Genomic DNA, 12,987 nt, shown 5'->3' on the forward strand with positions numbered 1-12,987 from the left:
GCGATCGCCGATCGCACCAATCGAATCACTGCCGCGGCCTCGCCGCAAGACGGCAGACAGCAAAAAGGGCGGGCCCGCGCCTGCGTCCCCGCCCTTCCCGTTGCTGCAGCGGCGGATCAGCGCGCGAGCGCGGCGACGCCGGGGAGTTCCTTGCCTTCCATCCATTCGAGGAAGGCGCCGCCGGCGGTCGAAACGAAGCTGAACTCGCTGCCCACGCCGGCCTGGTTGAGCGCGGCCACCGTGTCGCCGCCGCCGGCGACCGAGACCAGCTGGCCTTCCTTGGTGAGCGCGGCCGCAGTGCGCGCGAGCGAGACGGTCGCCGCATCGAAGGGCGGGATCTCGAACGCGCCGAGCGGGCCGTTCCACACCAAGGTCTTGCAGGTCTTGAGCACGTCGGCGAGCGCCTCGGTGGCGGCGGGGCCGACATCGAGGATCATCTCGTCGGCGGCGACTTCGTGGACGTTGACGGTGCGCACCGGCGGATTGGCGCGGAATTCCGTCGCCACCACCACGTCGTAGGGCAGATGGACGGTGCAGCCGGCGGCATCGGCCGCGTCGAGGATTTCCTCGGCGGTGCCGGTCAGGTCATGCTCGCACAGGCTCTTGCCGACATCGACGCCGCGCGCGGCGAGGAAGGTATTGGCCATGCCGCCGCCGATGATCAGGTGATCGACGCGCGCCACGAGGTGCTTGAGCACGTCGAGCTTGGTCGACACCTTGGCGCCACCGACCACCGCCGCAACCGGGTGCTCGGGGTTGCCGAGCGCCTTGTCGAGCGCGTCGAGTTCGGCTTCCATCTGGCGGCCGGCAAAGGCGGGCAGCCTGTGGGCGAGACCTTCGGTCGAGGCATGCGCGCGGTGCGCGGCCGAGAAGGCGTCGTTGACATAGAGGTCGCCGAGCGACGCGAAGCGATCGACCACCGCAGGATCGTTCTTCTCTTCGCCGCCGAAGAAGCGGGTGTTTTCCAGGAGCGCGATGTCGCCATCGTTCAGCGTCGCGACCGAGGCGGCGTCGCCTTCCCAGTCGATATAGCGGACCGGGCGGCCGAGCACCTGCTCGAAGGGCTTCACCACCTGGGCCAGCGAAAGCTCGGCACTGGGGTTACCCTTGGGGCGACCGAAATGCGCGAGGACGAGCACCTTGGCGCCCTTGTCGGAAAGTTCGGCGACGGTCTGGATCGCGGCGCGCAGGCGCGTATCGTCGCTCACCTTGCCGTCGGCCATCGGCACGTTGAGGTCCTCGCGGACCAGCACCCGCTTGCCGGTGATATCGCCCATGTCGTCGAGCGTCTTGAAACTGCGCGCCATGCTGAACCCCTCGCGTAATGAATTGCCTCGCGAGCAGCATCCGGATGGCGGAGCGCTCGCACCCTGCGCTTGTGCCGTTGGCCGCCGTGCCGCCCCCGCCCCACCAGCGTCATCCCGGCGGAAGCCGGGACCCATTGGCCTGGGCGTCTTGGCTCCTGCCTCGCCGGAGTGGCGAATGGATCCCGGCGTTCGCCGGGATGACAGAAGAGGAGGTGCTCAGCGACACGATGGCCGCTTTCGAAGATGGGAGGCGCTGCAGCCCGTGCAATCGTCCTCCCCTCCCCTAGCCCCTCCCGCAAGCGGGAGGGGAATTTCTACCTATTCCACGACGCGCGAACAGCGCGTGGCAGAGACCCCGGCTTTCGCCGGGGTGACGCTATCGCGTCAGAGGCCCGCCATCACGGTCGCGGTGTCGACCATGCGGTTGGAGAAGCCCCACTCGTTATCGTACCAGCTGACCACGCGGACCAGCTTGCCGTCGATCACCGCGGTCTCCAGGCTGTCGACGGTCGACGAGGCGGGCGTGTGCACGATGTCGGCCGAGACGATCGGATCGGCGGTGTAGACCAGCACGCCCTTGAGCGGGCCGCTCTCCGACGCCGCCTTCAGCACCGCGTTGACTTCCTCGACCGAGGTGTCGCGCTTCGGCTGGAAGGTCAGGTCGACGAGGCTGCCGTCCGGCACCGGCACGCGGACGGCCGAACCGTCGAGCTTGCCCTTGAGCTCGGGCAGCACCTCGCCCACCGCGCGGGCGGCGCCCGTCGTGGTCGGGATGATCGACATCGCGGCAGCGCGCGCACGACGCAGGTCCGGGTGGATCTGGTCGAGGATCTTCTGGTCGTTGGTATAGGCGTGGACCGTGGTCATCAGGCCGCGCTCGATGCCGATCGCGTCGTTGAGGACCTTGGCGACCGGCGCCAGGCAGTTGGTGGTGCACGACGCGTTCGAGACGATGGTGTGCTCGGCGGTCAGCTTGTCGTGGTTCACGCCGTAGACGACGGTGAGGTCGACATTCTTGCCCGGTGCCGAGATCAGCACCTTCTTGGCGCCGGCGTCGATGTGCTTCTGGGCGTCTTCGCGCTTGGTGAAGAAGCCGGTGCACTCGAGCACGATGTCGACGCCGTTCTCGGCGTGCGGCAGGTTGGCCGGATCGCGCTCGGCGGTGACCTTGATGCGCTTGCCGTCGACGACGATGTCGTTGCCCTCGGCCTCGACCGTGCCCGGATACTTGCCGTGGATGCTGTCGCGCGCGAACAGCCAGGCGTTCGACTTGGCGTCCGACAGGTCGTTGATCGTGACCAGCTCAAGGCCGCTTTCCGGGCGCTCGAGGATCGCACGCGCCACCAGACGGCCGATCCGTCCGAAACCGTTGATCGCAACCTTCGTCATGCCTGTTCTCCGTTCAGCTTGGCAATGATCTGCGGGACGATGGCGTCCGCAGTGAGACCGAAATGTTCGTAGAGACGTAGATAGGGGCCCGATGCGCCGAAGCCATCCACGCCGAAGCGCAGCCCGTCCGTGCCCGTGTAGCGCTCCCACCCGAAGGTGGTGCCGGCCTCGATCGAGACCTTGAGCGCATCCGCCGGCAGGATGTCGCGCTTGTAGCCGGCGTCCTGCGCATCGAAGCGCTCGAAACAGGGGACCGAGACGACGTCGGCGCCGATGCCCTGGGCTTCCAGCGCCTCGCGCACCGCGACCGCGACTTCCACTTCCGAGCCGGTGGCAAGCAGCACCACCTTGCGCGGCGCTTCCGCCTCCAGCAGCGCATAGGCGCCGCGGGCCGAGCGGTTCTCGGCGGCCTCGGTGCGCAGCTGCGGCAGGTTCTGGCGGCTGAGCGCGATCAGCGCGGGGCCGTCGGTCTTGGCGAGCGCGGCTTCCCAGGCCTCCGCCGTCTCGACGACGTCGCACGGGCGCCACACGTCCAGGTTCGGGATCACGCGCAGGCTCATCAGATGCTCGATCGGCTGGTGCGTGGGGCCATCCTCGCCGAGACCGATCGAATCATGCGTCATCACATAGACGACGCGGGCACGCTGGAGCGCCGAGAGGCGGATCGCGGCGCGGGCATAGTCGGCGAAGACGAGGAAGGTGCCGCCATAGGGGATCACGCCCCCGTGCAGCGCCATGCCGTTCATCGCGGCGGCCATGCCGAATTCGCGGATGCCGTAGTTGAGGTAGCGGCCGCCATAATTCTCGGCGTCGAGCCGCTGCAGCCCCTTGGTCAGCGTGTTGTTCGAGCCGGTGAGATCGGCCGAGCCGCCGATCGTCTCGTCGAGGATCGCGTTGACCGCCTCGAGCGCCAGCTCGGACGCCTTGCGGGTCGCGACCTTCTGCGGATTGGCGAGCAGGCTCTGGACGTGCGGCTGAAGCAGGTTCGGCTGCACATCGCCGCGGCGCTCCCAGCCGAGGCGGTCCGGATGTGCGGCCAGGCGCTCCTTCCACGCAGCGTGCGGCGCGGTGCCGCGGGCGCCGGCGGCAAGCCAGGCGTCGCGGATCTCGCCGGGGATCTCGAACGCCGGATGGTTCCAGCCAAGCGCGGCGCGGGCGGCGGCGACCTCGTCCTTGCCCAGCGGCGAGCCATGGACCTTCGAGGTGCCCTGCTTGTTCGGCGCGCCCTTGCCGATCACGGTGCGGCACTTGACCAGCACCGGCTTGTCGCTGGCGATCGCCTCGTCGAGCGCGCGGGTGATGTCCGCCGCATCATGGCCGTCGCATTCGAGGACGTTCCAGCCGGTCGCGCGGTAGCGGGCGGGGATGTCCTCGACCGACGACAGCGAGACCGGGCCGTCGATCGTGATATTGTTGTCGTCCCACAGCACGATCAGGCGGTTGAGCTTGAGGTGCCCGGCGATGCCGATCGCTTCGTGGTTGATGCCTTCCATCAGGCAGCCGTCACCGGCGATCACCCAGGTGCGGTGATCGACGAGATCGTCGCCGAAGGTCGCGTTCAGATGGCGCTCCGCGATCGCCATGCCCACCGCCATGGCGAGGCCCTGGCCGAGCGGGCCGGTGGTGCACTCGACGCCGGCGAGCTCGAAATTCTCCGGGTGGCCGGCGCAGGGGCTGCCGATCTGGCGGAAGTTCTTGATGTCGTCGAGCGTCGGGCGGGCATAGCCCGTCAGGTGCAGCAGCGAGTAGAGCAGCATCGAGCCGTGGCCGGCCGAGAGCACGAAGCGGTCGCGATCGGGCCAAGTGGGATCGGCCGGGTCGAACTTCAGATAGTTCTGGAAGAGGACGGTCGCGACGTCGGCCATGCCCATCGGCATGCCGGGATGACCCGAATTGGCGGCTTCCACCGCGTCCATGGAAAGCGCGCGGATGGCGTTGGCGCAATCGGCGAAGGATGCTGTCACGTGATATTCCCCGTCTGGTCGCGCACGCCTTTGGAAGCGCCGGGGGCCTACGTCAACCATCGGCCGCGCCCGTTCTTGCGATGCATTATATCTTGTCGGTCTTGTGGCCCCGGCGAACCATGCTATCCGGCGTCCTAATGTCCGACCAAGTAGTAGACCGTATCGCGCGGGCTTTGGAGCGTATCGAACGTGCCGCGGCGGCTGGCGCCGAGGCCCGGTCCCGGCTGGACCGCCGCAACGGGGCGTTGCGCGCGCGAATCGAATCCGCGATCGCCGACCTCGACATGCTGATCGCGCAGGAAGCCGAGAGCGCACCGTCCGCCGACGCGGACGAGGCGATGGACATGGATGCGGACGAGGAGGGCCAGGGCTGATGGCGGACATCACGCTGCAGGTTGCCGGGCGCAGCTACACCGTTTCGGCGCGCGAGGACGACACGCCGCACCTGCGCGCGCTGGAGGCGAAGATCGCCGGCCATGCCGAGGCGGCATTGCGGGCGGCCGGCGGCCAGGCGGGTGAACGCACCCTGCTCTACCTCGCGCTGATCCTCGCCGATGCGCTGGACGAGGCCGAAAAGGCCCCCGCGCCCGCGCCTTCCCCCGCGCCGGAACCTGCCGTGCCCGAGGCATTGCTCGCGCGGATCGCCGATCGGCTGGAAGCCGTCGCGTCGGCCCTTGAGGAAAGCGTCGCGACGTCCTAAATAGAGCCGTGGCGGGAACTGCCCGGTGCGAGCCTTAGCAATTATCCCTGAGGCTATAATCTTCATCCATGGGAGCTGTCCCTGTGCAGATCCTGGTCTGCAACACATGGTTCCCACCTGACGTTCTGTGCGTCGGTGGATATTCAGGCCAACGGCCCATGGTGGTTCCCGTCACACCCATGTCCATGCCACGATGCTGAGCGAGAAGCCCGCCCTCCGCGCCCGGCTCCGGGCCGCGCGCGACCTGTTCGCGGCGCAATCGAGCACCGCGATCCGCGCGCCCGAAGCCTTTGTCGAGCGCCTCACGCCCGGGCTGATCGTCGCCACCTATTGCCCCGTCGGTAGCGAGGCCGACCCGACCCAGCTCGCCGCCGCCGCCGCCGAGCGCGGCTGCACCTTGGCGCTGCCGCATGTGATCGACCGCGCGGCGCCGATCCGCTTTCTCGCCTGGGAGATGGGCGCGCCGCTGGTCGCCGGCCCCTTCGGCCTGCGTCAGCCGGACGAATCGAGCCCCGAAGTCGCCCCGGACGTGATCCTGACGCCGCTGATCGGCTTCGATCCCCGCCTCAACCGGCTCGGCCAGGGCGCGGGGCATTACGACCGCGCCTTTGCCCGCTTCGAGAATGCCTGGCGGGTGGGCGTCGCCTGGTCCGCACAAGAGGTCCCTGCCCTGCCCGCCGATATCTGGGACGTGCCGCTCCACGCCGTGGTGACCGAGCAGGGCATGCGCCGGCACGCCGGGCCATGAACCCCAGCTGGCGCAAACCCGCCGGGGCGCTGGCGATCGTCGGGCTGATCCTGGTGTGGGTCGTGCTGGTCGCAAGCTTCTCGGGGTGGATCGGGCGCCTGCCGATCCTGGTGCAGACGCTGATCTACCTCGCGCTGGGGATCGTCTGGATCCTGCCGCTTAAGCCGCTCCTGCGCTGGATGGAGACGGGGCGCTGGCGGGGGTGAGCGCGATCCAAACTCCGATACAGTTCGTGGCCACGAACGTCCGCTACTATAGCGAACTCGACGAGCGTGCGTTTTTCGACTGGCTCGACCGGATGCCATTCGTCAGTGGTTATCGCGGTGTGGTTCGTGACCTTTTCATCGACCTGAGCCGCGTACCGACCGACACCGACCTTTGGGAAATCCTCGGCTTCTGCCGTCGCTATAGAGTTGACGTCGCGCAGTTGGAGAAATTCGTAACCGACGAGAACCGTCACTGGCTCTCGGACGAAATAGCGCGGACGCCAAGCTCTGCGGATAACCGTTAAGAGCACAACCGCCGACATTCCATGCCGCGAGCCTCGGATTGGCTCCGCAGATAGGTCGCCGCTTTAATTCCCCGCCCCACTCCGCTCCCGCACCGCCTTGAACTCGGACCCGGCCTTCCATGTCGGCCATGCCGTGCCGTTCGCCAGTTCCGCGCCGATCGTGCCGAGCAGATCGATATCCTGCACCGCACCGGCAAGGTTCCAGTCCGGCCCCCAGGCATCGCAGGCCTGATGGTAGCATTGGCCGGTATAGGCATCGATCCACGCCTGCCCGGCCGCCACGCCGCCCTGCTTCAGGTCCGAGGCCCCTGCAATGCCCATCAGCAGCAGCGTCGGCACGCCCTGCTTGGCAAAGGAGAAATGGTCCGCGCGGTAGAACAGGCCGCGCTCGGGCAGGCCCTCGGGGGTCACCCGGCGGCCTTGTGTCGCCGCGACGCGGGCCATGTCGTCCTCCAGCGTGTTCTGGCCCTTGCCGACCAGCACCACGTCGCTCGCGAGCCCCGCCGTCTGCAGAATGTCGAGCGTCAGGTTGGCGACGGTCTTGGCCATCGGCACCACCGGGTGCTGGGTGTAGTAGAGCGAGCCGAGCAGCCCCCGCTCCTCCGCCGTCCAGGCCGCGAAGACGACACTGCGCTTGGGCGCAGGCCCCGCCTTGATGCTCCGCGCGATCTCGAGCAGCCCGGCGATGCCCAGTGCGTCGTCATTGGCGCCCGCGCGGTAGATGCGGCCCTTCGCGTCGGGCTTGCCGGCGCCGTACGCGTCCCAGTGCGCCCCGAACATCACCGTCTCGTCGGGCCGCTCGCTGCCGGGGATCTTCGCGAGCACATTGTAGCTGTCGACCTGCTCGGCGGAGACCGGCACGTCGGCGGTGAAGCGGACGCCTTCCAGCGGCACCGGGCGGAAGCTCGCCTTGCGCGCCTCGATGCGCAGCTTGGCCAGATCGAGCCCGGCGGCGGCGAACAGCCGCGTCGCCGCCCCACCCTCCAGCCAGCCCTGCAGCGCAACGCTGGTCAGGTCGTCGGACTTGCGGACGATGTCGTAATTCTCGCCGCCGCTGCTGATCACGACGTTCCAGCCATAGCCCGCGCCCGGCGTATCATGGACGATCAGCGCGCCGACCGCGCCGCGCCGCGCGGCCTCCTCGAACTTGTAGGTCCAGCGGCCATAATAGGTCATCGTCCGCCCGCCGAACGTGCCGGCGACGGGCTCGCCCTTTTCCGCCGAGAAATCGGGATCATTGACCAGGAACACCGCGACCTTGCCCTTCAGGTCGACGCCCTTGAAGTCGTCCCATTGCCGCTCGGGCGCGGTGACGCCGTAGCCGACGAACACCACCGGCGCGTTCGTGATTCGTGCGGCAGCGTCGGGGCGAATCGTCGAGACGTAGAGGTCCTTGGCCTGCTCGACCGGCATCGCGCCCCTGGGGCCGTCGAATCGAAGCGTGGCGGGCGTGCCGAGGCGCGTGTGGAGCAGCGGCACCTTCTGCAGCCACCCCCCGTCCGGGCCCGCCGGCTGCAGCCCCAGCGCCTCGAATCGCGCCACGAGGTAGCCGAGCGTGCGATCCTCGCCGCGGGTGCCGGGCGCGCGGCCTTCGAACGAATCGGACGCGAGCGTGCGGACGGTCTGTTCGATTCGCGCAGGATCGGCGGCGATCTGGGCCGAGGCAGGAATGGCGGTGGTGGCGAGGAGCAGCGCGAGCGCGCGGGCAGAGGTGCGGATCATCGCGGCGGCTTAGCGCAGAAACCACGGGGCCTGCAAAGGGACCGGCCAGCGCGCATGTCCTTCCTTTTCGGGGGAGATGCGCCGCATGGCGCGAGTGACGGGGCTCGAACCCGCGACCTCCGGCGTGACAGGCCGGCGCTCTAACCAACTGAGCTACACCCGCTTGAAACCAAGCGAGGAAATCTTGAACGGCAATCGCCGCCGGATTCCATCTGGAGTCCCGCAAGGCGAGTGGCGCGAGTGACGGGGCTCGAACCCGCGACCTCCGGCGTGACAGGCCGGCGCTCTAACCAACTGAGCTACACCCGCTTGAGCCAAGCGAGGAGGCGGCACCTAGCCGCGTGTTTTGGGGCTGTCAACCGGATTGATCGAGGTTCGCGCGACGACGTGCACGATTGTCCGCCGGATCGCGCACCAGCGTGCCCTGCTCGAACAGGAAACCGGCGATATCGGGCTTGCCGGCGGCGTTGAGCACGGTCTGGATGATGATCAGCAGCGGCACCGCCAGCAGCGCACCGGTGGTGCCCCACACCCAGCCCCAGAAGCTCAGCGAAATGAGGATCATGATCGGGTTGATGGTCAGGCGATGCCCGACGATCAGCGGCGTCACCACGTTCGCCTCGACCAGATGCGCCGCGATCATGATCGCCGGCGGCACCATCGCGGTGCCGATATCGGCATAGGACATGAGGCCACCCACCGCGAGCAGCAGCGCCGCGATCACCGGGCCGATATAGGGAATATAGTTGAGCAGCGCGACGAGGCCGCCCCACATCAGCGGCGTCGGCATGCCCATCAGCCACAAGGCGCCCGCAACGATCAGGCCGAGGGTGAAGTTGATCAGCGTGATCGTGCCCAGATAGGCCGAGGTATCGTCCACCACGTCCTGGATCACCCGCGCGGTGGCCATCGCGCCGCCGAAGCTCGAGCGGCTGGTGATCGCGCGGCGGCGCAGACGGGTCCAGCCGGCGAGGAAGAAGTAGATGACGAGAATCGCGAAGAACATCTCGATCAGCGCCGACGGCGCCGAGGTGGTGAACAGGTCGAGCAGCGACGTCGGCGGCTGCGCGGCCTGCACCACCGGCTGGCGCACGGGGGCCGAGGCGAAGTTGTTCAGCGTCTTGTTCACGAACCGCTCGAGATTCGAATAGAAGCGGATCAACGGCTCGAGATTGTGCTGGATCTTGGGGATGCTCTCGGGCAGCCGGCGGATCCACTGCCAGGCCGGCACCACGATCGAGGCGAGCGCGATGTTCGCCGCGCTGAGGAACAGCAGCACGCACAGAAACGCGGCGATCGGCGCGGGCATCCGGTGCCGCTCCAGCCATTCGAGCATCGGCACCAGCGCGATCGCGATCACCAGCGACGCGGTAAGCGGCAGGAAGAAGCGCGCGCCGGCCTGCAGCGCGAAGGGCAGCGCCAGCACCAGCCCCATGCCGGCGATCAGCACCAGCGCGGCCATCAGCCGGTCGCGGCGGAGCGCCGGGGCCGCCCCCTCCCCCTCCAGTTCCTCGGGCAGGTCGGCCGCCATCATCGCATCGGGGAGCATGCCCGCCCCGCCATCCGTCTCGCCAAATCTGCCTGTACGCTGGTCCACGCGAAATTCCCTTTCTGGTACAGTGTAGAGACGCGGCCGTGTCGCGGCAATGCAGGGCCCTAGCACGGCGCAATTGCGGCACCATCTATTGCCAGCTAGCCTCATTTGCATGGCCGAATTGCTTCTGGTGATCGACGAGGGCACCACCTCGACTCGGGCGATGCTCTTCGCGCCATCGGGACAATGTATTGCGAGCAAATCTGCAGAACTGACGCAGCATTATCCGGGCCCCGGTCTGGTCGAGCATGATGCCGACGAGATCTGGCGGCACAGCCATGCGTGCGCCGCGGCGATGGTCACGCTGGCCGGCGAGCCGCAGCGAATCGCGGCGGTCGGCATCACCAACCAGCGCGAGACGGTGGTGTTCTGGGACAAGACGAGCGGCCAGCCGCTGGCCCCCGCGATCAGCTGGCAGGACCGCCGCACCGCCCCGCTCTGCCAGGCGCTGCGCGAGGCGGGCGAGGAGCCCGGCATCCAGGCCCGTACCGGGCTGCTGCTCGATCCCTATTTCTCGGGCACCAAGATCGCCTGGGCAATGGAGACCTGGCCGCAGCTGAAGGCCGCGGGGGACCGTCTGGCGATCGGCACGATCGAAAGCTGGCTGGTGTGGAAGCTCACCGGCGGGCTGCACATAACGGATGCGACCAATGCGTCGCGCACGCTGCTGATGGGGCTGGGCAGCGGCGGCTGGAGCGACGGGCTGGTAGACCAGTTCGGCGCCCCCCGCGCCGCGCTGCCGGAGATCGTCGACTGCGCGGGCCGTTTCGGCGTGACCCGCGCCTTTGGCGGCACGATCCCGATCTGCGGCCTTGCCGGCGACCAGCAGGCGGCCACGATCGGCCAGGCCTGCCTCACCCCCGGCGATACCAAGGCGACCTATGGCACCGGCGCCTTCGTGCTGACCAACGCGGGCACGCTGCAGCCGCGCTCCCGCCACCGCTTGCTCTCGACCGTGCTGTGGCAGCTCGGCGGGCGGCGGACCTATGCGCTGGAAGGATCGGTGTTCGTCGCCGGCAGCCTGGTGCAGTGGCTGCGCGATTCGCTGGGGCTGATCGCCACCGCCGCCGAGACCGAGGCGATCGCCCGCTCGGTGCCCGACAATGGCGGCGTCTATTGCGTACCCGCGCTCACCGGTCTCGGCGCGCCCTGGTGGCAGCCGGAGGCACGCGCGACGATCTCGGGGCTCAGCTTCGCGGCGCACCGCGCGCATATCGTTCGCGCCGCGCTGGAGGCCATGGCGCACCAGAGCCACGACCTCGAAACCGCCTTCGCCGCCGATGGCGCGCAATGGGCCCGGCTGCGCGTCGACGGCGGCATGGTGACCAACGACTGGATCGCGCAGGACCTGGCCGACATGCTCGCCCTGCCCGTCGACCGCCCCGATTTCGCCGAGACGACCGCGCTGGGCGCGGCGATGCTGGCGGGCGTGGGCTGCGGCATGTTCGACAGTCTGGACGATGCGGTGATGATGCGCGGCACGATCCGCACCTTCGAGCCGCAGATCGAACCGGGCGCGCGCGCCGCCCGGCTCGCCGGATGGCACGATGCGATCGGCCGGGTGCTCGCCCCCGGGCTCAGCTGAACAGCCAGGTGCCGAGCAGCCTGCCGGGCAGCAGCGTGAACAGCCCCGCAACGGCAAGGCCCAGATAGGTGAGCGACATCACCCGCCGATGTGCCTCGATGCGATGGGCGCGCGCCAGCAGCACGCCGCGCGGGATCATCACCAGCACCAGGAGCGACAGCAGATGGATCGGGCTGAGGCTGCCGGTCAGGCCGCGCAGCCCGAAGCTGGAAAGGGCCGCCACCAGCATCAGCACCGCCCAGAGCTTGCCGAGCGCCCGGTGCAGCGCATCCCCCTTGCGGCGCACCAGCACATAGGCGCCCAGCGGCAGCGCCGGCAGCACCGCGATCAGGTGCACGCTCAGCCAGAGATTGTGGATGCTTGACCGGGCGACGGCTCCGCTTGCAAGGCCGTGCACCAGCGCCAGCAGGATGGCGCCGCCGGCGATCACGCCCAGGGTGAGGATCAGCCGGTCGCGTGTGGGGATCATCAAGCCGGAATGTCCAAGATCGTTCATCAGTTGCTCCTTCCCGCCCTTTCTGCCGCACCGCCCGCGGCAGGCGAGCGGCGTTGCGAGAACGGGCGCGCCCCCTTCGCGAACGGCGCCCTCGGCGACGCGCCGTACCGTTCGCGAAGCGTGAACGGAGCACGCGCCTGATGCCCCTGCGCCGCCTGGCCGCGGAGCTCGCGATTCTCTCCGCACTGACCCTGCTGTTGGCGCTGCTCGGGCCGTTCGGTTCCTATGCCACGCCGCTGGCACCACGGCTGCTGCACTGGGCGCTGTACCTCGTCACCGGCTATGTCTTCTTCCGCCCGGTGATCGCCGCCGGGGGTGCCCTTGCCCGCCAGACCGGGTTGCCGCGGCGCGCGGCAATTGCGGCCGCCTGCGCCCTTGGCGCGTTCCCCACCAGCATGGTCCTCCTGTTCGGCTCGGCCGGATCCGCGTGGCACGCGGTGACCGGTGCGGCCATGGTCAGCGCCTATCTGCAGACGCTGATCATCGGCGCCACCGTGACGACCGTTCAGCTGCTCGCCGGGCACAGGGCCGCGCCGGCAGCACCGCTTCAGGCGGCGCCGATCGATCCTCCCCCGGCGGTTCCATCCGCCGAGCCAGCAGCGCCAATCCCCCGCCCGGCACTGCTCGAACAGCTCCCACCCCATCTGCGCGGCACCATTCTCTGCCTGGAGAACGAGGATCATTATGTCCGCGTCCATACCGATCGCGGCAGCGCGCTGATCCTGATGCGGATGCGCGATGCGGTCGCGCAGCTCGACGGGCTCGGCGAGCGGGTGCATCGCAGCTGGTGGGTGGCAGGCACCGCCGTGGTCTCCGCCACGCGCCAGGATCGCAACTGGAGGCTGCGCCTCGCCGACGGCCGCGAGGTGCCGGTGGCGCGCACCAGCGTGGCAGCCGTGCGGGCGCGCGGCTGGTTGGGCGACGGCTCGCCTGCGGAGGAATGAAAAAGGCCGACCCGGGGCGATGCCCGG

The 12,987-nt window shown here is 68.9% G+C and carries 13 protein-coding genes, 2 tRNA genes and 1 other RNA gene; 8 read left to right on the plus strand and 8 right to left on the minus strand.

What is annotated here, in order from left to right; all coding sequences use genetic code 11:
* Positions 1-116 precede the first annotated feature (116 nt).
* From OIM94_RS06025 to tkt, 3 genes are all read right to left on the minus strand, one after another.
* On the minus strand, positions 117-1,307 hold the full coding sequence (locus OIM94_RS06025; RefSeq protein ID WP_264609186.1) for a phosphoglycerate kinase: 1,191 nt from the start codon (positions 1,305-1,307) through the stop codon (positions 117-119).
* A 384-nt stretch (positions 1,308-1,691) separates the two neighbouring features.
* Positions 1,692-2,696 carry a type I glyceraldehyde-3-phosphate dehydrogenase gene (gene gap, locus OIM94_RS06030; protein WP_264609187.1) on the minus strand — a complete coding sequence of 335 codons (1,005 nt, stop codon included), beginning with the start codon at positions 2,694-2,696 and terminating at the stop codon, positions 1,692-1,694.
* Positions 2,693-4,612, minus strand: coding sequence for a transketolase (gene tkt / locus OIM94_RS06035; protein WP_264609842.1), 1,920 nt, complete (start codon positions 4,610-4,612; stop codon positions 2,693-2,695). The genes gap and tkt overlap by 4 nt, the downstream gene beginning before the upstream one ends.
* Positions 4,613-4,833: 221 nt before the next feature.
* Between tkt and OIM94_RS06040 the strand changes: the two genes are divergently transcribed.
* The 6 genes from OIM94_RS06040 (at position 4,834) to OIM94_RS06065 (ending at position 6,619) form a co-directional block, all read left to right on the plus strand.
* Positions 4,834-5,034, plus strand: a complete 201-nt coding sequence (locus OIM94_RS06040) for a hypothetical protein (protein WP_264609188.1) — start codon at positions 4,834-4,836, stop codon at positions 5,032-5,034.
* Complete coding sequence (locus tag OIM94_RS06045) at positions 5,034-5,360, plus strand: cell division protein ZapA (RefSeq protein ID WP_264609189.1); 327 nt, start codon at positions 5,034-5,036, stop codon at positions 5,358-5,360. The genes OIM94_RS06040 and OIM94_RS06045 overlap by 1 nt, the downstream gene beginning before the upstream one ends.
* A gap of 12 nt (positions 5,361-5,372) precedes the next feature.
* A non-coding RNA gene (gene ssrS / locus OIM94_RS06050) (6S RNA) lies at positions 5,373-5,532 on the plus strand.
* A 21-nt stretch (positions 5,533-5,553) separates the two neighbouring features.
* Complete coding sequence (locus tag OIM94_RS06055; protein WP_264609190.1) at positions 5,554-6,108, plus strand: 5-formyltetrahydrofolate cyclo-ligase; 555 nt, start codon at positions 5,554-5,556, stop codon at positions 6,106-6,108.
* Positions 6,105-6,314 (plus strand): DUF2842 domain-containing protein, encoded by a 210-nt coding sequence (locus OIM94_RS06060; RefSeq protein ID WP_264609191.1) that lies wholly within the window; start codon positions 6,105-6,107, stop codon positions 6,312-6,314. Before OIM94_RS06055 ends, OIM94_RS06060 begins: the two co-directional genes overlap by 4 nt.
* Before the next feature lie 26 nt (positions 6,315-6,340).
* The gene (locus tag OIM94_RS06065; RefSeq protein WP_264609192.1) at positions 6,341-6,619 is read left to right on the plus strand and encodes a hypothetical protein; all 279 of its coding nucleotides are present in this window, start codon (positions 6,341-6,343) and stop codon (positions 6,617-6,619) included.
* A 63-nt stretch (positions 6,620-6,682) separates the two neighbouring features.
* On the opposite strand, the gene OIM94_RS06070 is transcribed toward OIM94_RS06065, so the two are convergent.
* The 4 genes from OIM94_RS06070 to OIM94_RS06085 form a co-directional block, all read right to left on the minus strand.
* A complete protein-coding gene (locus tag OIM94_RS06070; RefSeq protein WP_264609193.1) occupies positions 6,683-8,341 on the minus strand; it encodes a M28 family metallopeptidase in 1,659 nt (552 codons plus the stop codon).
* 86 nt (positions 8,342-8,427) lie between these two features.
* Positions 8,428-8,504: transfer RNA gene (locus OIM94_RS06075), tRNA-Asp, on the minus strand.
* Between the two features lie 69 nt (positions 8,505-8,573).
* Positions 8,574-8,650: transfer RNA gene (locus tag OIM94_RS06080), tRNA-Asp, on the minus strand.
* 46 nt (positions 8,651-8,696) lie between these two features.
* Entirely contained in the window at positions 8,697-9,875 is a 1,179-nt protein-coding gene (locus OIM94_RS06085; protein ID WP_264609843.1) for an AI-2E family transporter, read from the minus strand.
* Between the two features lie 172 nt (positions 9,876-10,047).
* On the opposite strand from OIM94_RS06085, the gene OIM94_RS06090 reads away from it, so the two are divergent.
* Positions 10,048-11,520 carry an FGGY family carbohydrate kinase gene (locus tag OIM94_RS06090; RefSeq protein ID WP_264609194.1) on the plus strand — a complete coding sequence of 491 codons (1,473 nt, stop codon included), beginning with the start codon at positions 10,048-10,050 and terminating at the stop codon, positions 11,518-11,520.
* On the opposite strand, the gene OIM94_RS06095 is transcribed toward OIM94_RS06090, so the two are convergent.
* On the minus strand, positions 11,513-12,016 hold the full coding sequence (locus tag OIM94_RS06095; RefSeq protein WP_264609195.1) for a DUF2306 domain-containing protein: 504 nt from the start codon (positions 12,014-12,016) through the stop codon (positions 11,513-11,515). The two genes, OIM94_RS06090 and OIM94_RS06095, sit on opposite strands and share 8 nt — an antisense overlap.
* Before the next feature lie 140 nt (positions 12,017-12,156).
* Between OIM94_RS06095 and OIM94_RS06100 the strand changes: the two genes are divergently transcribed.
* Complete coding sequence (locus OIM94_RS06100) at positions 12,157-12,960, plus strand: LytTR family DNA-binding domain-containing protein (protein WP_264609196.1); 804 nt, start codon at positions 12,157-12,159, stop codon at positions 12,958-12,960.
* Positions 12,961-12,987: the final 27 nt, after the last annotated feature.

The organism is Sphingomonas sp. R1 (assembly GCF_025960285.1).
In the GTDB taxonomy this organism is placed as follows: Bacteria; Pseudomonadota; Alphaproteobacteria; order Sphingomonadales; family Sphingomonadaceae; genus Sphingomonas.

What these genes read in the sequence shown, in the direction of transcription:
- OIM94_RS06025 (WP_264609186.1), bottom strand. Translation starts at nt 1,307, where the DNA reads ATGGCGCGCAGTTTCAAGACGCTCGACGACATGGGCGATATCACCGGC.
- gap (WP_264609187.1), bottom strand. Translation starts at nt 2,696, where the DNA reads ATGACGAAGGTTGCGATCAACGGTTTCGGACGGATCGGCCGTCTGGTG.
- tkt (WP_264609842.1), bottom strand. Translation starts at nt 4,612, where the DNA reads ATGGACGCGGTGGAAGCCGCCAATTCGGGTCATCCCGGCATGCCGATG.
- OIM94_RS06045 (WP_264609189.1), top strand. Translation starts at nt 5,034, where the DNA reads ATGGCGGACATCACGCTGCAGGTTGCCGGGCGCAGCTACACCGTTTCG.
- OIM94_RS06055 (WP_264609190.1), top strand. Translation starts at nt 5,554, where the DNA reads ATGCTGAGCGAGAAGCCCGCCCTCCGCGCCCGGCTCCGGGCCGCGCGC.
- OIM94_RS06060 (WP_264609191.1), top strand. Translation starts at nt 6,105, where the DNA reads ATGAACCCCAGCTGGCGCAAACCCGCCGGGGCGCTGGCGATCGTCGGG.
- OIM94_RS06070 (WP_264609193.1), bottom strand. Translation starts at nt 8,341, where the DNA reads ATGATCCGCACCTCTGCCCGCGCGCTCGCGCTGCTCCTCGCCACCACC.
- OIM94_RS06085 (WP_264609843.1), bottom strand. Translation starts at nt 9,875, where the DNA reads ATGATGGCGGCCGACCTGCCCGAGGAACTGGAGGGGGAGGGGGCGGCC.
- OIM94_RS06090 (WP_264609194.1), top strand. Translation starts at nt 10,048, where the DNA reads ATGGCCGAATTGCTTCTGGTGATCGACGAGGGCACCACCTCGACTCGG.
- OIM94_RS06095 (WP_264609195.1), bottom strand. Translation starts at nt 12,016, where the DNA reads ATGAACGATCTTGGACATTCCGGCTTGATGATCCCCACACGCGACCGG.
- OIM94_RS06100 (WP_264609196.1), top strand. Translation starts at nt 12,157, where the DNA reads ATGCCCCTGCGCCGCCTGGCCGCGGAGCTCGCGATTCTCTCCGCACTG.